22 protein-coding genes and 5 tRNA genes are annotated in these 19759 nt (G+C 43.0%); 6 read left to right on the forward strand and 21 right to left on the reverse strand.

Going from position 1 to position 19759, the window contains the following annotated elements; genetic code table 11:
• Nucleotides 1-66: 66 nt before the first annotated feature.
• The 7 genes from E5A76_RS00370 to mutY form a co-directional block, all read right to left on the reverse strand.
• Nucleotides 67-142, reverse strand: a tRNA-Asn gene (locus E5A76_RS00370).
• Between the two features lie 43 nt (nucleotides 143-185).
• A tRNA-Phe gene (locus E5A76_RS00375) sits at nucleotides 186-261 on the reverse strand.
• A gap of 54 nt (nucleotides 262-315) precedes the next feature.
• Nucleotides 316-391, reverse strand: a tRNA-Thr gene (locus E5A76_RS00380).
• Nucleotides 392-442: 51 nt separating this feature from the next.
• A tRNA-Asn gene (locus E5A76_RS00385) sits at nucleotides 443-518 on the reverse strand.
• A gap of 42 nt (nucleotides 519-560) precedes the next feature.
• Nucleotides 561-636: transfer RNA gene (locus E5A76_RS00390), tRNA-Phe, on the reverse strand.
• 173 nt (nucleotides 637-809) lie between these two features.
• Entirely contained in the window at nucleotides 810-1082 is a 273-nt protein-coding gene (locus E5A76_RS00395) for an oxidative damage protection protein (RefSeq protein WP_053987270.1), read from the reverse strand.
• Nucleotides 1083-1211: 129 nt separating this feature from the next.
• On the reverse strand, nucleotides 1212-2276 hold the full coding sequence (mutY, locus tag E5A76_RS00400; protein WP_161117781.1) for an A/G-specific adenine glycosylase: 1065 nt from the start codon (nucleotides 2274-2276) through the stop codon (nucleotides 1212-1214).
• Between the two features lie 286 nt (nucleotides 2277-2562).
• Here mutY and trmB point away from each other — a divergent pair, with 286 nt between their 5' ends.
• The 3 genes from trmB to E5A76_RS00415 all read left to right on the forward strand — a co-directional run bounded on the left by trmB (nucleotide 2563) and on the right by E5A76_RS00415 (nucleotide 4800).
• Nucleotides 2563-3300: a tRNA (guanosine(46)-N7)-methyltransferase TrmB gene (gene trmB, locus E5A76_RS00405; protein WP_161117782.1), complete on the forward strand. Its 738-nt coding sequence runs from the start codon at nucleotides 2563-2565 to the stop codon at nucleotides 3298-3300.
• A gap of 114 nt (nucleotides 3301-3414) precedes the next feature.
• On the forward strand, nucleotides 3415-4335 hold the full coding sequence (gene glsB / locus E5A76_RS00410) for a glutaminase B (protein ID WP_053987273.1): 921 nt from the start codon (nucleotides 3415-3417) through the stop codon (nucleotides 4333-4335).
• Nucleotides 4336-4383: 48 nt separating this feature from the next.
• Nucleotides 4384-4800 carry a YggN family protein gene (locus tag E5A76_RS00415; protein ID WP_161117783.1) on the forward strand — a complete coding sequence of 139 codons (417 nt, stop codon included), beginning with the start codon at nucleotides 4384-4386 and terminating at the stop codon, nucleotides 4798-4800.
• A gap of 63 nt (nucleotides 4801-4863) precedes the next feature.
• Here the strand turns inward: E5A76_RS00415 and hemW are convergent, their stop codons facing one another.
• The 7 genes from hemW to E5A76_RS00450 all read right to left on the reverse strand — a co-directional run bounded on the left by hemW (nucleotide 4864) and on the right by E5A76_RS00450 (nucleotide 9780).
• Complete coding sequence (gene hemW, locus E5A76_RS00420; protein WP_161117784.1) at nucleotides 4864-6027, reverse strand: radical SAM family heme chaperone HemW; 1164 nt, start codon at nucleotides 6025-6027, stop codon at nucleotides 4864-4866.
• A complete protein-coding gene (locus tag E5A76_RS00425; protein ID WP_161117785.1) occupies nucleotides 6028-6621 on the reverse strand; it encodes an XTP/dITP diphosphatase in 594 nt (197 codons plus the stop codon). It lies immediately after the preceding gene.
• A 118-nt stretch (nucleotides 6622-6739) separates the two neighbouring features.
• Nucleotides 6740-7165, reverse strand: coding sequence for a DUF4426 domain-containing protein (locus E5A76_RS00430; protein ID WP_161117786.1), 426 nt, complete (start codon nucleotides 7163-7165; stop codon nucleotides 6740-6742).
• A 145-nt stretch (nucleotides 7166-7310) separates the two neighbouring features.
• A complete protein-coding gene (gene yggU, locus E5A76_RS00435; protein ID WP_053987278.1) occupies nucleotides 7311-7604 on the reverse strand; it encodes a DUF167 family protein YggU in 294 nt (97 codons plus the stop codon).
• Nucleotides 7601-8155 (reverse strand): YggT family protein, encoded by a 555-nt coding sequence (locus E5A76_RS00440; RefSeq protein WP_161117787.1) that lies wholly within the window; start codon nucleotides 8153-8155, stop codon nucleotides 7601-7603. The genes yggU and E5A76_RS00440 overlap by 4 nt, the downstream gene beginning before the upstream one ends.
• 9 nt (nucleotides 8156-8164) lie before the next feature.
• Nucleotides 8165-8983 carry a pyrroline-5-carboxylate reductase gene (gene proC / locus E5A76_RS00445; protein ID WP_161117788.1) on the reverse strand — a complete coding sequence of 273 codons (819 nt, stop codon included), beginning with the start codon at nucleotides 8981-8983 and terminating at the stop codon, nucleotides 8165-8167.
• Nucleotides 8984-9069: 86 nt separating this feature from the next.
• On the reverse strand, nucleotides 9070-9780 hold the full coding sequence (locus E5A76_RS00450; RefSeq protein WP_053987281.1) for a YggS family pyridoxal phosphate-dependent enzyme: 711 nt from the start codon (nucleotides 9778-9780) through the stop codon (nucleotides 9070-9072).
• Between the two features lie 22 nt (nucleotides 9781-9802).
• On the opposite strand from E5A76_RS00450, the gene E5A76_RS00455 reads away from it, so the two are divergent.
• Nucleotides 9803-10840: a type IV pilus twitching motility protein PilT gene (locus E5A76_RS00455; protein ID WP_008987964.1), complete on the forward strand. Its 1038-nt coding sequence runs from the start codon at nucleotides 9803-9805 to the stop codon at nucleotides 10838-10840.
• A gap of 34 nt (nucleotides 10841-10874) precedes the next feature.
• Nucleotides 10875-11978: a PilT/PilU family type 4a pilus ATPase gene (locus E5A76_RS00460; RefSeq protein ID WP_008987965.1), complete on the forward strand. Its 1104-nt coding sequence runs from the start codon at nucleotides 10875-10877 to the stop codon at nucleotides 11976-11978.
• A 347-nt stretch (nucleotides 11979-12325) separates the two neighbouring features.
• Here E5A76_RS00460 and ruvX read toward each other — a convergent pair whose 3' ends face one another.
• The 7 genes from ruvX to metK form a co-directional block, all read right to left on the reverse strand.
• Nucleotides 12326-12754 (reverse strand): Holliday junction resolvase RuvX, encoded by a 429-nt coding sequence (gene ruvX / locus E5A76_RS00465; protein WP_161117789.1) that lies wholly within the window; start codon nucleotides 12752-12754, stop codon nucleotides 12326-12328.
• Nucleotides 12751-13314, reverse strand: coding sequence for a YqgE/AlgH family protein (locus E5A76_RS00470; protein WP_161117790.1), 564 nt, complete (start codon nucleotides 13312-13314; stop codon nucleotides 12751-12753). Before E5A76_RS00470 ends, ruvX begins: the two co-directional genes overlap by 4 nt.
• A gap of 123 nt (nucleotides 13315-13437) precedes the next feature.
• Nucleotides 13438-14388 carry a glutathione synthase gene (gene gshB, locus E5A76_RS00475; protein ID WP_006647266.1) on the reverse strand — a complete coding sequence of 317 codons (951 nt, stop codon included), beginning with the start codon at nucleotides 14386-14388 and terminating at the stop codon, nucleotides 13438-13440.
• An 18-nt stretch (nucleotides 14389-14406) separates the two neighbouring features.
• Nucleotides 14407-15138: a 16S rRNA (uracil(1498)-N(3))-methyltransferase gene (gene rsmE, locus E5A76_RS00480; protein ID WP_045069248.1), complete on the reverse strand. Its 732-nt coding sequence runs from the start codon at nucleotides 15136-15138 to the stop codon at nucleotides 14407-14409.
• Nucleotides 15139-15284: 146 nt separating this feature from the next.
• Nucleotides 15285-16058 (reverse strand): endonuclease, encoded by a 774-nt coding sequence (locus E5A76_RS00485; RefSeq protein WP_161117791.1) that lies wholly within the window; start codon nucleotides 16056-16058, stop codon nucleotides 15285-15287.
• Nucleotides 16059-16184: 126 nt separating this feature from the next.
• Nucleotides 16185-16670, reverse strand: a complete 486-nt coding sequence (locus tag E5A76_RS00490; protein WP_161117792.1) for a SprT family zinc-dependent metalloprotease — start codon at nucleotides 16668-16670, stop codon at nucleotides 16185-16187.
• Between the two features lie 153 nt (nucleotides 16671-16823).
• Nucleotides 16824-17978 (reverse strand): methionine adenosyltransferase, encoded by a 1155-nt coding sequence (gene metK, locus E5A76_RS00495; RefSeq protein WP_053987283.1) that lies wholly within the window; start codon nucleotides 17976-17978, stop codon nucleotides 16824-16826.
• Nucleotides 17979-18655: 677 nt separating this feature from the next.
• Here metK and epd point away from each other — a divergent pair.
• Nucleotides 18656-19702 carry an erythrose-4-phosphate dehydrogenase gene (epd, locus tag E5A76_RS00500; RefSeq protein ID WP_053987284.1) on the forward strand — a complete coding sequence of 349 codons (1047 nt, stop codon included), beginning with the start codon at nucleotides 18656-18658 and terminating at the stop codon, nucleotides 19700-19702.
• Nucleotides 19703-19759 lie beyond the last annotated feature (57 nt).

A 19759-nucleotide genomic window follows, 5' to 3' on the forward strand; every position in this document is an offset into this window, starting at 1 on the left:
GAACTGGTGACCTACTGATTACAAGTCAGTTGCTCTACCTACTGAGCTAAGTCGGCACACTTTATTTGGCTCCTCCTGCTGGACTTGAACCAGCGACATACGGATTAACAGTCCGCCGTTCTACCGACTGAACTAAGGAGGAATTGTACTTTTATCTTACTCGATCAAATCAAGTGAGATTGATATGGTGCCTCGAGGCGGAATCGAACCACCGACACGAGGATTTTCAATCCTCTGCTCTACCGACTGAGCTATCGAGGCAAAAACACGAAGTTAATCGTTGTTTTGCATTTCTTACGTGAGTAAGAGAATAAATGGTGCCGACTACCGGAGTCGAACTGGTGACCTACTGATTACAAGTCAGTTGCTCTACCTACTGAGCTAAGTCGGCACACTATATTCTTTTTTATTTCTCCGCTCAATGAGCCAAGAATCTAAATAGTGGCTCCTCCTGCTGGACTTGAACCAGCGACATACGGATTAACAGTCCGCCGTTCTACCGACTGAACTAAGGAGGAACAGATTGTGGTTGCTTGCACCAAACTTCGAAAGGGAAGTGATGGTGCCTCGAGGCGGAATCGAACCACCGACACGAGGATTTTCAATCCTCTGCTCTACCGACTGAGCTATCGAGGCAACGGGGCGCTATTAAAAGGGTTTTCAGCCTTTTCGTCAACACTTTTTTCAAGAAAAAATGATAAATGTTGTTGTTTGTTGGCTTTTTGTTCGTTGTGATGTTGTTTTGATATTCATTTGTGAGATTTCATCAATTTAAAGCTAATTCGTGATGAAATCTCAGTAACGAATTTTTACTTTTCTGGTGGTGTGTAACCGTCGATTACCACGTCTTGACCTTCAAATAAAAACTTCACCATTTCAGTTTCAAGCAATTGGCGGTGTTCTGGGTTCATCATGTTCAACTTTTTCTCGTTGATTAACATGGTTTGCTTACCTTGCCACTCAGCCCATGCTTGCTTAGAAATATTGTCAAAAATACGTTGGCCTAGCTCACCTGGGTATAGTTGAAAATCTAAACCTTCAGCTTCTTGTTTTAGTCGAGCACAAAAAACAGTACGACTCATGAAATATTCCTTACTTTTGCTCGCTGAATGTCACGCCCAGCGAAAATGAGTGATGATTATCTAGTTATACCAGAGTCAGTGACGGGCATCTAGCGTCACTGACAGGAATAAAACGGCTAAAAATTAGGGCTATTTTGTGTTGTCTAGCTGATATGCCAAGCTTTCTAATATTTTTTGTACTGGCGCTGCCAAACCGATTTTTGCTGGATTTTCGAGATCATACCATTGCCCAGCATTGTCATTGATGAGGTTAGGCTCGGCAGATAACTCATACAGCATAGGCACAATATCAAGGTGATAATGGCTAAATGTATGGCGAAATGCGGTTAATTGCTGATTACTTTGGATTAAGTCTTGCTGTTGACCTAGCTGTTTTTCAAGTAGCGGCACTAAATCATCATTGTCGTGTTGTGGAAAACACCATAAGCCTCCCCAAATCCCTACTTGTGGGCGTTGTTCTAACCAAACCTTGTTGCCATGTTGCAAGATAGCGAACCATGTTTGTTTCTCTGGCATGGTCTTTTTCGGTTTTTTGCCAGGAAAATCCATTTGTCGTTGTTGGGCTAAAGCGAGACATTGGTTGCTTACCGGGCATAATTCACACTTGGGTTTACTGCGAGTACAAATCATCGCCCCCATGTCCATCATGGCTTGGTTATAACGCTCAACCCCTTCTGCTGGGGTGTTGGTTTCAGCAATCTCCCATAAGGTATTTTCAACGGTTTTCTTGCCCGGCCAACCTTCAACGGCGTAACAGCGTGAAAGTGTGCGTTTAACGTTCCCATCTAAAATTGGATGATGCTGACCCAATGACAGCGATAACACCGCTCCTGCTGTTGATCGCCCAATGCCCGGTAGGGCTTGTACTTGATCGATATCCGTTGGGAAAACACCGTTATGATCGCTAACGATCATTTTTGCCGCTTTGTGTAAGTTACGGGCACGGGCGTAGTAGCCCAGTCCTGTCCATAGGTGTAGCACTTCGTCTTGTTCGGCGGCTGCCAAGTCTTGCACCGTTGGGAAACGTGCCATAAAACGTTCAAAGTAAGGGATCACCGTGGCAACTTGGGTTTGTTGCAGCATGATTTCAGATAACCAAACTTTGTATGGGGTTTTATTTTGTTGCCAAGGTAGGGTTTTACGGCCGAATTTGTCGTACCACGCTAAGATGGCATCGGAAAATGACGTACTCAATGTTGTGCTCACTTTACGGTTGGGGTGTGACTTATCACTGGCAGTACGAAGAAATTCGGTACTTTGTTTAATGACAAGCAACGATTTTGTTATTTTTTGCTGCGAGGTGAAAATTGGTGTCCGCCAGTGCAATCACTTATACTGCAAGCGGAGGTGCAGCGTTATTTATTGTCTTTTTTGGACAAGATTGCACCATAAACTGGCTATTGTCGCAATCGATAGACTTGAATTGAGTCTATAACTTTGGATAATGCCGTTCCGTTTCTTTTTTGTTTGGATAGTTAGCATGAGCGAAGTTTCAAAGAAGTCAGGCGAAGTGACCCTGACTGAATTTACCGAAGATGGCAAGCTGGTTCGTAAGATCCGTAGCTTTGTTCGTCGTGAAGGCCGTTTAACTAAAGGCCAAGAAAATGCGATGGAAAACAACTGGCCAACTATGGGTATTGATTTCGCCAAGCAAATGCTGGACTGGAAAGAAGTATACAACCGTGAAGCACCAGTTGTTCTTGAAATCGGTTTTGGTATGGGCGCATCATTAGTTGAAATGGCGAAAAATGCCCCTGAGAAAAACTTCATCGGTATCGAAGTACATAGCCCAGGTGTAGGTGCATGTCTAATGGGGGCTGAAGACGCTGGTTTAACTAACCTACGTGTAATGTGTCACGACGGTGTGGAAGTGTTTGAGCACATGATCCCAGACGGTAGCCTAGACACAGTACAACTATTCTTCCCAGATCCTTGGCACAAAGCGCGTCACCATAAGCGTCGTATCGTTCAGCCTGAATTTGCTGAAATGCTACGTAAGAAGCTTAAAATTGGTGGTATTTTCCATATGGCAACAGACTGGGAAAACTACGCAGAGCACATGGTTGAAGTGATGGATGCAGCACCAGGTTACCGTAACACGGCAACTGATGGTCCTTACATTGCACGTCCAGAAGATCGTCCATTAACCAAGTTCGAAGCGCGTGGTCACCGCTTAGGTCACGGTGTTTGGGATATGAAGTACGAGCGTACTGAGTAATCGCCATTCAGCATGCTTTGCTTATTAGAGAGATTTTATCGATCTTAGCAAGCAGTATAGAATTGATTAAAAAGCCAACCTCGTGTTGGCTTTTTTGCCCTTGGAGAAAGAAATATGAAGCCTACCGCAGCATTGCTAAATGAAGTGTTAGAAGAAGTGAGACCTCTGATTGGTCAGGGAAAAGTTGCTGATTATATTCCTGCTTTAGCCACTGTTCCGGCTGAAAAATTGGGTATCGCTGTGTGTTACAACGATGGTGAAATTATCCAAGCTGGTGATAGTCAAGAAGGCTTTTCTATTCAATCGATCTCCAAGGTGTTATCGCTAACCTTAGCCATGACGCTATATGAGCCAGAGGAGCTATGGTCACGCGTGGGTAAAGAGCCATCAGGCCAAGCCTTTAACTCAATGATCCAGCTAGAGCTAGAAAAAGGTATTCCACGTAACCCGTTCATTAACCCTGGTGCGATCGTTGTCTCAGACATGCTGCATAGCCGCTTATGTGCGCCACAATACCGCATGCTTGAGTTAGTACGAGAGCTATCGTGCAACCCACATATTGTTTACGACAAGGTGGTAGCAAGCTCAGAGATGCAGCATAGCGATCGTAATGCATCGATTGCTTATTTGATGCGTTCATTTGGTAACTTTGAAAATGAAGTCATGCCAGTGCTAACTAACTATTTTAGTTACTGTGCACTGAAGATGAGCTGTGTGGATTTAGCAAGAACGTTTAGCTATTTAGCAAATAAAGGGCTTCCTTTAGGCGCGAAAAAAAGAATTATCAGCCAGACTAAAAGTAAGCACATAAATGCATTGCTTGCGACTTGTGGTTTATACGATGGCGCAGGTGAATTTGCTTACCGTGTAGGGATGCCGGGTAAATCTGGTGTCGGTGGCGGTATTGTTGCGATTGTACCGGGTGAAATGACGATTGCGGTTTGGTCGCCAGAGCTTGATCAATCCGGTAATTCTGTTGCAGGGACTGCAGCATTAGAAAAATTATCAGAGCGTATTGGGCGTTCTATTTTTTAGTGAGTCCGTGTAGTTGACGTTACGAGACTCACATTAGGGGAGGATCGTATGTTAATGAATAAAGGGATTCACGGATTAAGAACAGCGATACAAGGGGCTTTATTGGCTTCTGTGGGATTTATCAGTTCAACGGTATTTGCCAATGAATGTGATCCGCAGTGGCATAATTCACTTAGCTTGAATGAAGGGCGATTAACCTTGGTACAAGGTGAACAAGAGTTTAGTATTGATGCTAAAGGGCAGATGTACTTTGATGTTCATAAAATTGAACTCAGCTCCAAGCAAACCGAGTTATTATCTGATTACTATGAGATTTTAGATAATGATTTGCCTTATTTATTGTCGCATTCTCAGCGTATCGATAAGCAAGTGTGTGAGTTTGTTACGCTTCGAATAGAACAAGAACAACGCCTACAAGATGCGATCCCAGCATTAAAAAATTGGCGCAGCGTAACATTAAACTAGTCAGCGTTTGAAAAGAAAAAGCGAGCATGAGTGATCTCTCAATGCTCGCTTTTTTATTGATTGTTATTCGTCGTCATCTTCGACAAAAGCGGCTAATAAATCATTTAAGAACAATTTACCATGCTCGGTAATTTGCCAATGCTCACCTGTGTCTTGCAGATAATTTTGTCCAATCGCCCAATCAATGGCTGGCTCAATGCTTGATAGCGGTAAACCTGTACGAGTTGGGTAATCCTGCTTTGGACAGGCTTCTAGCAAACGGAAACGGTTCATGAAGAACTCGAATGGACGCTCGCAGTCAGCCACATTGGTTTCTTGCGTCAGATAAGGCTTATCAGCCTGTAAATAGCCACGAGGATGTTTTACTTTAACGGTACGGATAATACGACCGTCTTCAAAACTGATCTTACCGTGAGCTCCACAACCTATTCCTAAGTAATCACCAAAACGCCAGTAGTTCAGGTTATGCTGACATTGTTTTCCCGGCTTGCTGTAGCCAGAAATTTCATACTGTTGATAACCGGCTTCTGTAAGTAGTTGATGACCTTGTTCGAAAATATCCCAAAGATCGTCATCGTCAGGTAGCGTGGGTGGCTTTGAGTAATACAGGGTATTTGGCTCAATCGTCAGTTGATACCAAGACAGATGCGGTGGATCGAGTGCGATCGCTTGCTTTAGGTCGCTGATCGCATCTTCAATACTTTGATCTGGCAGACCATGCATAAGATCGACATTAAAGCTGTTTAATCCAGCTTGTTTTGCAAGCCCTGCTGCTCGGATCGCTTCATCACAACCGTGAATACGGCCAAGACGTTCAAGTTTTTCATTTTGAAAGCTTTGAATACCAATTGAAATACGGTTTACGCCTGCTTGGCGATAAGCATCAAAACGTCCCGCTTCCACTGTGCCTGGGTTGGCTTCCATGGTGATTTCAATGTCATCACTAAAGGGAATACGCTGCTCAATGGCTTTTAATAAACGACCAATCTCACTTGGCGAGATCAGGCTTGGTGTGCCGCCACCAATAAAAATAGAGTGTAGTGGACGTACACCGTTTACGAGTTGATAAGCGCTGAGATCGGTTTCAAGATCGTCAATTAATGCATCAATGTAATCGAGCTCAGGGAGTTCCGTCTTTAGTGCGTGTGAGTTGAAATCGCAGTAAGGGCATTTCTGCACACACCAAGGAATATGAACATATAAGCTGAGCGGTGGAGGTACCAACATTTATTGTGCCTTTAGTGCGCTAAACAGTTGCTGTAGGGCTTTACCACGGTGTGATAGTTGTTTTTTACGAGCAGGAGCAAGCTCTGCTGATGCACATTGATCTTCTGGTACCCAGAATACTGGATCGTAACCAAAACCGTTTTCGCCATGACGTTCAGTTAAAATGCTGCCTTCCCAAGAGCCGTGACAAACCAGTGGTGTTGGATCGTTTTCGTGGCGCATCATCACAAGTACACAATGAAAACGTGCCGTGCGTTGTTCTTCTGGTACGTCTTTCATTTCAGCTAATAGCTTATCAATGTTGTCAGCATCAGATGCGCCTTCACCTGCAAAACGTGCTGAGTAAATACCCGGTGCACCTTTAAGAAAGTCCACTTCTAAACCTGAATCATCCGCAATGGCTGGAAGACCGGTTTCTTTTGCCGCATGGCGAGCTTTGATAATGGCATTTTCGATAAATGTTGTGCCGGTTTCTGCCACAGAAGAGACGTTATAATCACTTTGAGCGACTACATCAAAACCAAAATCAGCCAGTAAATCGGCCATTTCTTTTACTTTGCCTTGGTTGCCTGTTGCTAGTACAAGTTTACTCATTTTGATGCCTTTTGATCGTCAAGCTCTCTAATAATGGCGGCTATAATAGCGGTTGTTTAGCCAATAAAAAAGGCGCAGATGCGCCTAGTGAGTGTAGCTATGATTAAGCAAATTCTGTTTATTTATCGACAAAGAAGGTTTGTTTAAAGGTTAGGGTTTCTTTTTTGCCGTTGTAGAAAATATTGATCTTAAAATCGAGGGTTTCGTCGTTGGTATGCTTAAATTGTGCAATGGAATAAATCGCTTTCCCTTCTTTGATTTCCCTAAAGGTTAAGGTTTTCTGTTGGCCTAATACGTTACGAGCTGAGCCTGTAAGCTGAGCAGAAACGGCGGGTTTGCCTTCTTTGCTGGTATCGAAAACGGAAATATTAACCAGTGCGCCATAACGGCTACGTTGAATTTTATAGTGACTGGCAATGTCTGGGGTTAAAAAGGTTGAGGCGAAGCTAGAATAATGGACTTCTAAATCGCCAAAACGTTTTAGTTGCTCTGCAGTACTCGGTAGGCTGAAGGCGAGCAAAAGTAGACTCAATAAGGCTTTCATCGTTGTATCCTTTCTGTTCAGTATTTCACTGAATACTTCCTTTAAGTGTAGCGTTTACCGCTAGCTGTTTTGATTGTAGCGAAGTGTTACGGCATAAAAAAAGCGAATACCTAAATTAGATATTCGCTTTGTTGTGCTGATCAAATTACATCAGGGTTTCTATCTCATTGGGTATCGCTTTCGGCGCTTCAATCCGTACCTGTTTGTGACGTCCTTGTAAGCCTTTTTCGACATGGATCAGCCCTTTAGCAACCTTGAATTGTTTCGATAGGTATTTCACTAAATGGGCGTTGGCTTTGCCATCGACAGGTGGCGCTGTGATGGCAATTTTAATTTCGTCACCGTGCAAACCAACGATCTGATCACGGCTTGCTTTGGGTTGGATATAAAGTCGAACGATGAGATCGTCACCATCCTGATGGATCGCTTTTTCTGTCACAGCATGTACCAAACGTTACCTACAACAGAGCCCATTGCGTAGTTGGCAAACTGCAGCGCAATGAAGATCACTAAGATACTTAAATCTAAGCCGCCCATCGCAGGAAGAATACGACGCACAGGTGCCATTAGTGGCTCTGTCAGCTGATACATGACATATTCCATTGGGCTACGACCTTGGCTTACCCAACTTAGAATTGCACGGATCAATAGTACCCAGAACAGTAAGCTACCCGCAGCTTTTAATAGTGCTAGCAAGCCTAAGAATAGGAAGCTTGGCTCAAAAATAATGCCACCGCTACTGATGGAAATAATGATGAGGAACTTGGCAACACAGAGTACGTAAGCAAACAATACAGTTGCCATATCTAATGAACCAATTGATGGGATCACGCGACGAAGCGGTGCAACAATCGGCTGGGTTGCTTTAACAATAAATTGTGAGAATGGGTTATAGAAGTCAGCGCGTGACCATTGTAACCAAACTCGTAATAACACCACCATAATGTATAAATCAAAGGCGGTTTGAACTAAATAAACGAATGGATTCATAGATAAACCTTAAAACAATTGTTCCATTTCTTTTGCGCGAGATACTGCAGCTTGCATTGCTTTAGCAACAATATCTGACAATTGGTGTTGATTGAATGTGCTGATAGCTTCTGCTGTTGTACCACCTTTTGAGGTGACTTGCTCACGTAATGTTGAAAGCGATGTTTCTGGATTTGCTTTCACCATTTCAGCGGCGCCCAATGCGGTTTGTTGGATCAATAAACGTGCAGTATCGGCATCAAAACCTTGTTTGATCGCTTCTTGCTGCATTGCTTCCATAAATAGGAAGAAATAAGCTGGTGCACTACCAGCAGCAGCAATAATGCCATTAATGCCTGATTCTTCTTCTACCCAGCAAATTTCACCTACGGCTTGTAATAATTGGGTCGCAAACTCACGATCAGCCTGTGCTAACTGTGGTTTAGTGTATAAGCCGCTCATCCCTTTACCAATCAAAGACGGGGTATTTGGCATCACTCGCACTAATTCAACATCTTGCCCTAACATTTCACAAAGACGCTGACAGTTAATACCTGCTGCAATCGAGATCACCAGTTTGCCTTCAAAGTTAATGCTCTGTAGTGGCAGACAGACTTCCTCCATTAATTGAGGTTTAACCGCAAGTACTACGACATCTGCTTCTTTAGCTGCTTGTAGATTATCGCTGGTGGTATGAATAGCAAAATCACGCGCTAAAGGCTCACGACGCGCGTCACTTGGCGCTGTCGCTGTGATTTTTTTCGCATCGTAACCGCTGGCAACAAGACCTGCGATGATCGAGCGCGCCATATTTCCTGCCCCAATAAAGGCGATTGAGCGTTGTTCCATGTCAAATCCTTATAAATAGGTACAAACTTAATGTTTTTTACCTTAATTGAGCTGTCATTTAAATGAACAGTACGAGTGTTTTTTTATTATGCTTTTTGGCTGTAATCACGCGCACCAAAAATAGCAGTACCAATGCGAACGATGGTGCTACCGGCAGCAATCGCTGCTTCCATGTCATCACTCATACCCATGGATAGCGTATCAACTTGTGGGTATGTGGTTTTTAACTGCTCGAGTGCATCGGATAGCGCTTTAAATGTTGCAAATTGGCTATCAAAATCGGTTGCTGGCTGAGGAATAGACATCAAGCCACGCAATTCAATATTGGGCATCGCTGCAATTTCTGCTGCTAGTGCAGGAAGCTCTGCGAGAGATACGCCCGATTTAGTCTCTTCATCATTGCTGTTAACTTGCAATAGCACTTGTAATGGTGCCATATCAGCAGGACGTTGATCGCTTAAACGTTTAGCTGTTTTTACACGATCAATCGAATGTACCCAATCAAAGTGCTCTGCAACAAGGCGCGTTTTATTTGATTGAATTGGGCCAATAAAATGCCATACAAGCAAGTTTTTAGCGCTATGGGTTGAAAAGTGATTTACCTTATCAACACCTTCCTGTACATAGTTTTCGCCAAATGCATACTGGCCTGCGGCGATGGCTTCTTCGATCGCCTCGACTGGCTTGGTTTTACTTACCGCCAATAATTGCACGGAATCTGCAGCCCTGCCGCATTTTTCAGTTGCTAAGGTGATCTGATTGATGACCTCTGCAATATTTTGTTTGATACTAGTCATAATTGATTCTTGGGGAAAATTTATGGATATCACCGAACTACTGGATTTTAGTGTAAAGCATAACGCATCGGATCTACATCTTTCTGCAGGTGTTCCTCCCATGATCCGTGTTGATGGCGATGTGAGAAAATTAAGCATGCCAGCGTTGGATCATAGTGAAGTGCATCGCTTAGTGTTTGACATTATGAACGATGCCCAACGTCGTGAGTATGAAGAAAACTTAGAAGTCGATTTTTCATTTGAAATTCCAGACATTGGTCGCTTCAGGGTGAACGCTTTCCATCAATCTCGAGGTTGTTCGGCTGTATTACGTACGATCCCAATTCATATTCCTACATTGGAATCGTTAAATGTACCTGACGTGTTCTACGACATTGCTCAGCTTAAGCGTGGCTTAGTGCTAGTAACGGGTGCTACAGGTTCAGGTAAATCGACCACGATTGCTGCTTTGGTTGATTATATCAATAGCAACTATAACCGTCATATTTTGACGATTGAAGATCCGATCGAATTTGTTCACCAAAGCAAGCGTTGTTTGATCAACCAGCGTGAAGTACACCGTGATACGTTAGGTTTCCAGAATGCATTACGCTCGGCACTGCGTGAAGATCCAGACGTTATTTTGGTCGGGGAATTACGTGACCAAGAAACCATTAGCTTAGCACTCACCGCAGCAGAAACAGGTCACTTAGTATTGGGTACGCTACACACCAGTTCGGCGGCGAAAACGGTCGACCGTATTATTGACGTATTCCCAGGTGCGGATAAATCGATGGTGCGTTCAATGCTGTCTGAATCACTGCGTGCGGTAATTTCTCAAAGTCTATTAAAGCGTGTCGAAGGTGGTCGTGTTGCTTCTCATGAAATCATGATGGCAACGCCTGCGATCCGTAACTTGATCCGTGAAGACAAGATCGCGCAAATGTACTCGATGATCCAAACCGGCTCAGCAATGGGTATGCAGACGATGGAGCAAAGCGTCAAGATGCTGGTGGCACAAGGTTTAGTCGAAGCTGAAGAAGGGCGTCGTATTGTTGATAGTAGTCAGCGAGGCTTCTAATTGCGTTGAGCAGCTGCAATAAGTAGGAAAAATAATGAATTTAGATTATATCTTAGCGCAGATGGTTGAGCGTAAAGCATCTGATTTATATATCACGGTCGGCTCGCCTTGTTTGCTTAAAGTTGATGGAAATTTACATAATTTAGGTGAGTTACTAGATCGTGAAGCGGTCGATGCCTTGTTTGATGAAGCGATGGATGATGAGCAGCGCAAGGTGTTTGTCACCAGTCGTGAGGCAAACTTTGCGATCGTGCGTAATGGTTGTCGTTTTCGTTTAAGTGCATTTTGGCAACGTGAATTACCGGGTGTGGTGATCCGTCGAATTGAAACCAAGATCCCGAATATTCATGATCTTCACCTACCGATTGATATGGAGCGTTTAGCGCTATCTAAACGTGGTTTAGTGCTGGTGGTGGGGGCTACGGGGTCGGGTAAATCAACGTCGATGGCAGCAATGACGGGGTATCGAAACCAAAACCGTAGTGGCCATATTCTAACGGTAGAAGATCCGATTGAGTTTATTCACGAACATAACAAATGCATCATTACTCAACGTGAAGTGGGACTTGATACGGAAAGTTATGAAGTTGCACTGAAAAACTCGCTGCGCCAAGCACCAGACATGATTTTGATCGGTGAGATCCGTACCCGTGAAACCATGGAATACGCAATGACCTTTGCTGAAACAGGCCACTTGTGTATGGCAACGCTACACGCCAACAATGCTAACCAAGCCCTTGAGCGTATTTTGCATTTAGTACCTAAAGAGCGTCGAGATCAATTCTTATTTGATCTGTCATTGAATCTCAAATGTATCTTAGCGCAGCAGTTGATCCCTGATGCGAATGGTATTGGGCGTCATGGTGTGTATGAGCTATTACTCAATACACCACGTGTTGCTGATTTGATCCGTCGTGGTGAGCTACATGAAATTAAAGATGTCATGGCGAAATCAAACCAAGCGGGCATGGTGACATTTGACCAATCACTGTATGCCTTGTTCCGTGACGGAAAGATCACAGAGCAAGATGCACTGCACCATGCTGACTCACCAAATGATCTGCGTTTGATGATAAAAATGGGCGATCCAAACAATAAAACGGCGAGCTCGTTATCCGGCGTTAAATTAGATTTGTAATAAGCCTATAATGATCACTTTGCTTTAGTCACATTATAGGTCAATAGCCGTGTTAAAACGGTCAAGTGTTAACTACTTGAATCATAGCTATTAATACTTTGAATGATGAAAAGTGATCAGCTTGTGGGGCTTTTGAGTTCAAATGGTTCAAAAGCTGTACAAGCTGTACAGACGAGAAACAATAAGGGATAGCGAGATGATCGAATGCTCTGTAGATGATCTTGCTAACCTTTATCATGATCAATCTAGAAAAAGCTGTACAAGGATTAAACGCATTTTTTTAAAGCGGCAATAAAAAAGACAAGCGCAATGCTTGTCTTTTTCGTTAATAGAAGGGGATATTGCGATTAACCGTATTGGCGCTCAAACCAGCTTTCTAAAATCACAACGGCAGATTGTGAATCAATATTGCCTTTACTGAGTGAGCGATAACCGCCACGCTCAAACAGTTCTGCCCGTGCTTCTACGGTGCTTAAGCGCTCATCGTGTAATTCAACTTGGCAGCCAAAACGACCATGCACACGGTTAGCAAATTTCTTTGCTCGTGGTGTGATGGTTTCTAGCTCTTTGCCTTCCAAATCTAAAGGTAAGCCTACAACCACTAAATCCGGTTGCCACTCTTTTAAAAGCTTTTCAATGTTATCCCAGTTGGGTACACCATCATTGGCTTTAATCGCAGCAAGTGGGGTTGCTGTACCTGTAAGTTCTTGTCCGATCGCCACACCAATACTTCTGGTGCCGTAATCAAAGCCTAAAACTGTGCGTGATTGACTCATGCGTGACCTATATCTAAAGAAAGATTTGCTAAGTTAAAGCCTAATTTTTCAATGGCTTTATGCCAGCGTTCACCCACTGGTGTGGAAAAAATAATGTTGTCATCAGCTTCAATAGTAAGCCAATTATTATCAACTAACTCTTGCTCTAATTGACCCGCATCCCAGCCTGCATAACCTAGCGCAACAATAAATTGCTCTGGTGCCAGTGTTGTACCTAGCTCAGATAAAATATCGAGTGAAGTGGTGACGGCCAGTTCACTGTTTACAGGTAGGCTTGAGCTGTATTGCCTTTTGGTGGTGTGAAGTACAAAACCACGATCTTCAGATACTGGACCGCCATTGAGCACTGGAGACTCTAGGCTGACAGGATCGGCGATCGGGAGTGTTCTATCGACTTCAATTTGCTCCAGCATATTAGCGATGGAGATATCGATAGGGTGATTGATAATGATCCCCATAGCACCTTCATCATTATGCTCACAAAGATAAATAACACTTTGCTTAAATTGAGGATCTTGCATAGTGGGCATGGCCACTAAAAAGTGGTTGGTTAGATTCATGTACAACACCAGAATTTAGTACAAACCAGCAAGGGATAATACGTTGCTGATAAGCAAAAAAGCAGCGACATGGCCGCTGCATTCTTGTTTTGAGTATGGCTGATGATTGTCGGTAAAGCGATATTACTTCGCGTTTACTCGGCGCTCGATCGCATCCATTAATTTGCCTGTAATTGAAATATCAAACGCAGCTTCAATTTCACGAATACAGGTAGGGCTGGTTACGTTGATCTCAGTAAGCTTATCGCCAATGACATCAAGGCCAACGAAAATCAGACCTTTTTCTTTTAGTACGGGTGCAACTGTTTCTGCGATCTTACGATCTGTTTCGCTAATAGGGCGAGCTTCACCACGACCACCTGCTGCTAGGTTACCGCGAGTTTCACCTTTGGCAGGAATACGTGCTAGGCAGTAAGGCATTGGTTCGCCATCGACCACTAAAATTCGCTTATCACCATTACTAATATCAGGCACGAAGGTTTGTGCCATACAGTAGTTTTGACCCATGTTAGTTAGGGTTTCGATGATCACTGAAACGTTAGGATCGCCTTTCATTACGCGGAAAATTGAAGAGCCGCCCATGCCATCAAGTGGTTTTAAGATCACATCACCGTGCTCTTGGTGGAACGCTTTTAGTTTCTCTGCGCGGCGCGTCACGATAGTGGTTGGCGTTAGCTCTGGGAACCATGCCGTAAATAGCTTTTCATTACAGTCACGTAAGCTTTGTGGCTTATTTACGATCAGCGCACCGTTATCTTCTGCACGCTCAAGGATGTAAGTCGCGTAGATGTACTCAGTATCAAACGGAGGATCTTTACGCATTAGCACAGCATCAAGATCTGATAATTCAATCTCTTGCTCGCTGTGGAAATCAAACCAGTGTTCAGGATCTTGTTGTACTGTTACCACTCGAGTACGAGCAATGGCTTTACCTTGCTCTAACGAAAGATCATTCATTTCCATGTAATGAATTTCCCAACCACGACGCTGAGCTTCTAACATCATGGCAAAGCTTGAATCTTTCTTGATATTGATAGACTCGATAGGGTCCATCACGATACCCAGTTTGATCATTGTGTTCTCCTAATCTAATTAGCCTAAATCACCAAAACGTACTTGTAGTGCGGTGATGGCTGTCATTGCTGTGGTTTCAGTACGTAGTACACGAGGGCCCAGCAAAATTTCATCAAATTTATATTCTTCCGTCATGCCGATTTCTTCAGCTGATAAACCGCCTTCAGGACCAATCAGTAAACGTACATTAGTCACAGGTGTCGGCAGAGTATTAATGGAATATTTAGCGCGAGGATGTAAGTTGAGCTTTAATCCATCATATTCCTCAGCACACCATTGTTCCAGTTTCATCACTGGGCGAATGGTTGGCACAACGTTACGACCACATTGCTCACAGGCAGCAATGGCGATCTTTTGCCATTGGTCGAGTTTCTTTTCAAAACGCTCAGCATTTAATTTAACGCCACAACGTTCAGAAATCAGTGGGGTAATGGTGCTTACACCTAATTCCACTGATTTTTGAATGGTGAATTCCATTTTATCACCACGTGAAATCACCTGACCTAAATGGATATTCAGTGGTGACTCAACGCTATGCTCCACACGAGATTGAATTTCAACTTCAACGCTTTTTTTGCTGGCGTTAGTGATCACAGCAGGAAACTCTGCATCACTGCCATCGAACATTAGAAGTTCTTGACCTGCTTGCATACGCATAACGCGGCCAACATGGTTAGCTGCATCGTCACTGAGCATTACCTTGCCTTGAGAAGGTAAAGATTCTGGATGATAAATACGTGGAATTCTCATAATGCGGTCATCTATGCAATAAAAAAAGAGTAATGACGAATCTTAACATGGATGCTCTGTTCGCCAATTATTCGAGGTGAAATAAAACGCGTTATTTACACATAACGCGTTTTGAACGCTAAAGTGCGTTTAAGTAAAAGATGCTGTTATGAACAACGGCTCGCAAGAATAGGGTTAACGTTACCTTGGATTTTTTCAATCTTAGCAGCGCGTTGACATTCCCATTTGGTGACTGGGTATTGCTTATCCCAAGCATCCATTAATCGGCGTTGTTGTTTACTCATCTTGTATTTAGGGTAGACCGCTTCAAAGTACATGTAAGTACGGGCAATCACACCACGCGCGCGCTCTGGTGGTTGAGCATCATGATCTTTTTTATCAATGATCATGTCGCAGCTACCGAAAGAACGGTAATTTTTGCTGCTGGTACTCGGTAGCATAACGAAGTTGTAGTTTTGACGCGCCGCGTTTACAGCACCGACTGCTGGATATAAGTTGTAAAGATCGGATTGCATAAAGCGATATTCTTTATTCGCTTTTTCTGCACATTTACGGCCTTTAAATGCTTTGCCTTTACTATCAACACAAACGGCTGCACCATCACGCCATTCACTGAATGCTCGACCAAAGTTTTCCGCAGGCACGACGTGCTCAGCTTCCCAACGTTTAACTCGTTTTTTATAGACTTCAGTGCTAAACCCAGACGGTAATGTCACATACTTTTGATTGTTAAAATCGGCACCACAATAAATGGTCTTCATATCTTGGGGCGCAATATAGATCTCTTTCTGCATAATTTTTTTTGCTTTGCTGAAAGAGTCGTTGCTGTTATTGCCTAAAGGATTGGCATTATAAGGGGTTGCCTGTGCGACAGCAGGAAATAACAGCGCAATGGCTAAGCTGGTAAATACACGCTTCATCAGTGTGCTCAATAGAAAAGTATCGTATCACTAGCTTACTGATATTTTTCTCTTTGAGAAGTGTGTCGCAGATATTTGTAACTATGTCGTGGTTATTTAGCTGAAAGTTTAATAGTAAATAGCACTTTACTGTGGCGAATAAACTAAGACTTCACGACATCGACGACAGTGATAGGTGGCTTGACCACGTAAAATACGGTTATGGCGACGGATGGTTAATGGGTATTCGCTACAGCTGCATTTATAAAGATAAGTCTCACCGGCAACAGAGCTGACATCAAAGCTATGAGTGGTTCTAGGTGCAACTTGAAATACTTCTCGCATGATCAATTGCCATTCTCGACCGTGCGGTTTTACTCGTCCAAACAGTTTAAACACAATTAAATGTGCCACTTCATGTGGTACCACCTCATTGAGAAAAGCATCGGTATTTTCTTTTAATAAAATAGGATTAAAGCGTACTTCCCAGCTTTGTAGACGTGCGCTACCGGCAATTTTTCCTCGTTGGGTGAAAGTGACGGTTGGCATTTTTAACCGTTTATTTAAGCGTTGATTTGCGGTTTTAATAGCATGCTCGACACGCTTGATAACTTGTTGTTGCAGTGAATTCATTGTTACTCGTTCTTTACTATATAGAGCTGCACTATACACCGAACAAAAAGAGCTGGCGAGAGCTTGAAACTCTAGCATTTGACCGAGACTCGACAGAACATAGGCAATAAAAAAGGACGCCTAAGCGCCCTTTTTTGTGCAGTATTAAGTGTATTACTTAATGTTTGCGAAATCGCGAAGTGCAGCCACTTTGTCTGTTTTTTCCCAAGGGAATTCTTCACGACCAAAGTGACCGTAAGCTGCTGTCTTCTTATAGATAGGCTGTAGAAGATCTAGCATTTCTTGTAGGCCGTATGGACGTAGGTCGAAGTGCTGACGTACTGCTTCAATGATGATCTCATGTGCTACTTTCTCAGTACCAAATGTTTCCACCATAATAGATGTTGGATCGGCAACACCGATAGCGTAAGAAAGTTGGATTTCACAACGATCCGCCATGCCTGCTGCAACGATGTTTTTCGCTACATAACGTGCTGCGTATGCTGCAGAGCGGTCAACTTTTGATGGATCTTTACCAGAGAAAGCACCACCACCGTGACGTGCTGCACCGCCGTAGGTATCAACGATGATCTTACGACCTGTTAGACCACAGTCACCCATTGGACCACCGATAACGAAACGACCGGTTGGGTTAATGAAGAATTTTGTCTCTTTGTTTAACCACTCAGCAGGAAGTACCGGCTTGATGATCTCTTCCATTACCGCTTCACGTAGATCTGGCGTTGAGATTGAATCGCTGTGCTGAGTTGAAAGTACAACTGCATCAATACCTACAATCTTGCCTTGATCATAAGCGAACGTTACCTGAGATTTTGCATCAGGGCGTAACCAAGGTAGTGTGCCGTTCTTACGAACTTCCGCTTGGCGTTGAACTAAACGGTGAGAGTAAGTGATTGGCGCAGGCATGAATACTTCAGTTTCGTTAGTTGCGTAACCGAACATAATACCTTGGTCACCAGCACCTTGCTCTTTAGGATCTGTTTTATCAACACCTTGGTTGATATCTGGAGACTGTTTACCGATGGTATTCATTACTGCACAAGAGTTAGCATCAAAGCCCATATCTGAATGAACGTAGCCAATCTCACGTACTGTTTCACGTGTTAGCTCTTCGATGTCTACCCAAGCTGACGTTGTGATCTCACCACCAACCATTACCATGCCGGTTTTTACGTAAGTTTCACAAGCTACGCGCGCTTTAGGATCTTGTTCAAGAATTGCATCCAATACTGCATCTGAAATCTGATCTGCAATTTTATCGGGATGACCTTCTGATACCGACTCAGAAGTGAATAAATGTTTTGCCATCGGTAGTCTCACTTATCTTTGAATTTAGTCGCACGGTCGCGTTTATAACGCAGTTATATAGCTGTATGTACGTTTACATGTATAGAGCTACTTCCGTCTAGACGTCCATAATAGCGTTAAAGCGGAAAAAATCAACATTAGTGATATTAGGGTTTTTGCTTTAATTCATGATGATGGTGCTATAGCAGCGTTGAAATTGATGATATTTAAGATGGATAAATAAGTTTTATTTTGTTTTATAACAGTTGGTTATTGTTTTTATAGGGCTGGGGTGAGCATAAGAAAACAGTAAATAAGATAAAAATGTAATAAAAAATTGCGATTTCGATATCTACATGGAAGGTGAGCATATTACAGGTGTTTAATGTTTAGATTGCGAAAAAGCGATAACAGGGAAAATTAAGATAAAAATGAATCACATCTTGAAGGATTCGTACTTTTTAACAGCGATAGTTGAGTGACAATTGAGTGAAATTTTTATATCGACATAAAGCGAAAATAGCATAGTGGTAGCTTGGTTAAGCTATAGCTTATAACTATATTTGCATGACGAATAATCTTTATGTGTTTGGTTATATTGGTTTTTATAGCTGGTCGGTGAGAGATATCACAATTATGGTGATTCTCTAACGGGCTTGGTATACACTAACGCCGCTTAGTATTTTTGTAGCACGGATATGACACTAAAAGTCGCAATAAATGGATTCGGTCGCATTGGTCGCAGTGTGCTTCGCGCATTGTATGAAAGCGGCAAATATCATCACATTAACGTCGTGGCAGTTAACGAGTTAGCTGAGCCAGAAGCAATGGCGCACTTACTTCAGTTCGATTCTAGCCATGGACGTTTTCGTAATCCTGTCAGCCATGATCAGGAGCACCTTTTTATTGCTCACGAAAATGGTCATCAAGATCAAATCCGTATTCTTCATCAACCGGATCTAAAATTACTGCCTTGGCACGACCTCGATGTTGATATTGTTTTAGATTGTACCGGTAAATATGGTTCTCGTGATGACGGTTTAGCGCATATCGCATCGGGCGCTAAAAAAGTGTTATTTTCCCATCCTGCTAGCAAAGATATCGACTGCACTGTTATTTATGGTGTTAATCACCAGCAATTAACATCCCAACACCGCATTGTTTCCAACGGCTCTTGTACAACTAACTGTATCGTCCCTATTATCAAAGTGCTTGATGACAACTTTGGTATTGAATCTGGGACCATCACGACGATTCATTCCGCGATGAATGATCAACAAGTGATCGACGCCTACCACTCTGATTTACGCCGAACTCGCGCTGCAAGCCAGTCTATTATTCCTGTTGATACCAAACTACATCTTGGAATCGGTCGTATATTTCCGAAGTTTTCTGACAAATTTGAGGCCATTTCTGTGAGGGTGCCCACAATTAATGTCACTGCTATGGATTTGAGTGTCACAGTTAAAACAAATGTGAAAGTTAATGACATAAATCAATCATTAAAAAATGCGTCTCGTTGTACATTAAGTGGTATTGTGGATTACACCGAAGCACCTTTAGTATCAATCGACTTCAATCATGATCCCCATAGTGCGATTGTCGATGGTAGCCAAACAAGGGTAAGCAACCAGCATTTAATTAAGTTGTTGGTGTGGTGTGATAATGAATGGGGCTTTGCTAATCGCATGTTGGATACAGCGTTAGCAATGCATGCAACCGAAAACACGGATGCTGAAAAGTAAAATAGTAAGAATTACTGGGTTTGGCGTTGAACATTGACAACGCCGGGCTGTCAATTT

This window comes from Photobacterium lucens, assembly GCF_009873615.1.
Taxonomy (GTDB): domain Bacteria; phylum Pseudomonadota; class Gammaproteobacteria; order Enterobacterales; family Vibrionaceae; genus Photobacterium; species Photobacterium lucens.

Coding starts and splice junctions, on each gene's coding strand:
- E5A76_RS00470 (WP_161117790.1), bottom strand. CDS start 13,314: ATGAATCTAACCAACCACTTTTTAGTGGCCATGCCCACTATGCAAGAT.
- rsmE (WP_045069248.1), bottom strand. CDS start 15,138: ATGAGAATTCCACGTATTTATCATCCAGAATCTTTACCTTCTCAAGGC.
- E5A76_RS00395 (WP_053987270.1), bottom strand. CDS start 1,082: ATGAGTCGTACTGTTTTTTGTGCTCGACTAAAACAAGAAGCTGAAGGT.
- trmB (WP_161117782.1), top strand. CDS start 2,563: ATGAGCGAAGTTTCAAAGAAGTCAGGCGAAGTGACCCTGACTGAATTT.
- epd (WP_053987284.1), top strand. CDS start 18,656: ATGACACTAAAAGTCGCAATAAATGGATTCGGTCGCATTGGTCGCAGT.
- E5A76_RS00425 (WP_161117785.1), bottom strand. CDS start 6,621: ATGAGTAAACTTGTACTAGCAACAGGCAACCAAGGCAAAGTAAAAGAA.
- E5A76_RS00460 (WP_008987965.1), top strand. CDS start 10,875: ATGAATTTAGATTATATCTTAGCGCAGATGGTTGAGCGTAAAGCATCT.
- E5A76_RS00440 (WP_161117787.1), bottom strand. CDS start 8,155: ATGAATCCATTCGTTTATTTAGTTCAAACCGCCTTTGATTTATACATT.
- hemW (WP_161117784.1), bottom strand. CDS start 6,027: ATGTTGGTACCTCCACCGCTCAGCTTATATGTTCATATTCCTTGGTGT.
- ruvX (WP_161117789.1), bottom strand. CDS start 12,754: ATGAGTCAATCACGCACAGTTTTAGGCTTTGATTACGGCACCAGAAGT.
- metK (WP_053987283.1), bottom strand. CDS start 17,978: ATGGCAAAACATTTATTCACTTCTGAGTCGGTATCAGAAGGTCATCCC.
- gshB (WP_006647266.1), bottom strand. CDS start 14,388: ATGATCAAACTGGGTATCGTGATGGACCCTATCGAGTCTATCAATATC.
- E5A76_RS00450 (WP_053987281.1), bottom strand. CDS start 9,780: ATGACTAGTATCAAACAAAATATTGCAGAGGTCATCAATCAGATCACC.
- E5A76_RS00430 (WP_161117786.1), bottom strand. CDS start 7,165: ATGAAAGCCTTATTGAGTCTACTTTTGCTCGCCTTCAGCCTACCGAGT.
- E5A76_RS00455 (WP_008987964.1), top strand. CDS start 9,803: ATGGATATCACCGAACTACTGGATTTTAGTGTAAAGCATAACGCATCG.
- E5A76_RS00490 (WP_161117792.1), bottom strand. CDS start 16,670: ATGAATTCACTGCAACAACAAGTTATCAAGCGTGTCGAGCATGCTATT.
- glsB (WP_053987273.1), top strand. CDS start 3,415: ATGAAGCCTACCGCAGCATTGCTAAATGAAGTGTTAGAAGAAGTGAGA.
- proC (WP_161117788.1), bottom strand. CDS start 8,983: ATGGAACAACGCTCAATCGCCTTTATTGGGGCAGGAAATATGGCGCGC.
- E5A76_RS00415 (WP_161117783.1), top strand. CDS start 4,384: ATGTTAATGAATAAAGGGATTCACGGATTAAGAACAGCGATACAAGGG.
- E5A76_RS00485 (WP_161117791.1), bottom strand. CDS start 16,058: ATGAAGCGTGTATTTACCAGCTTAGCCATTGCGCTGTTATTTCCTGCT.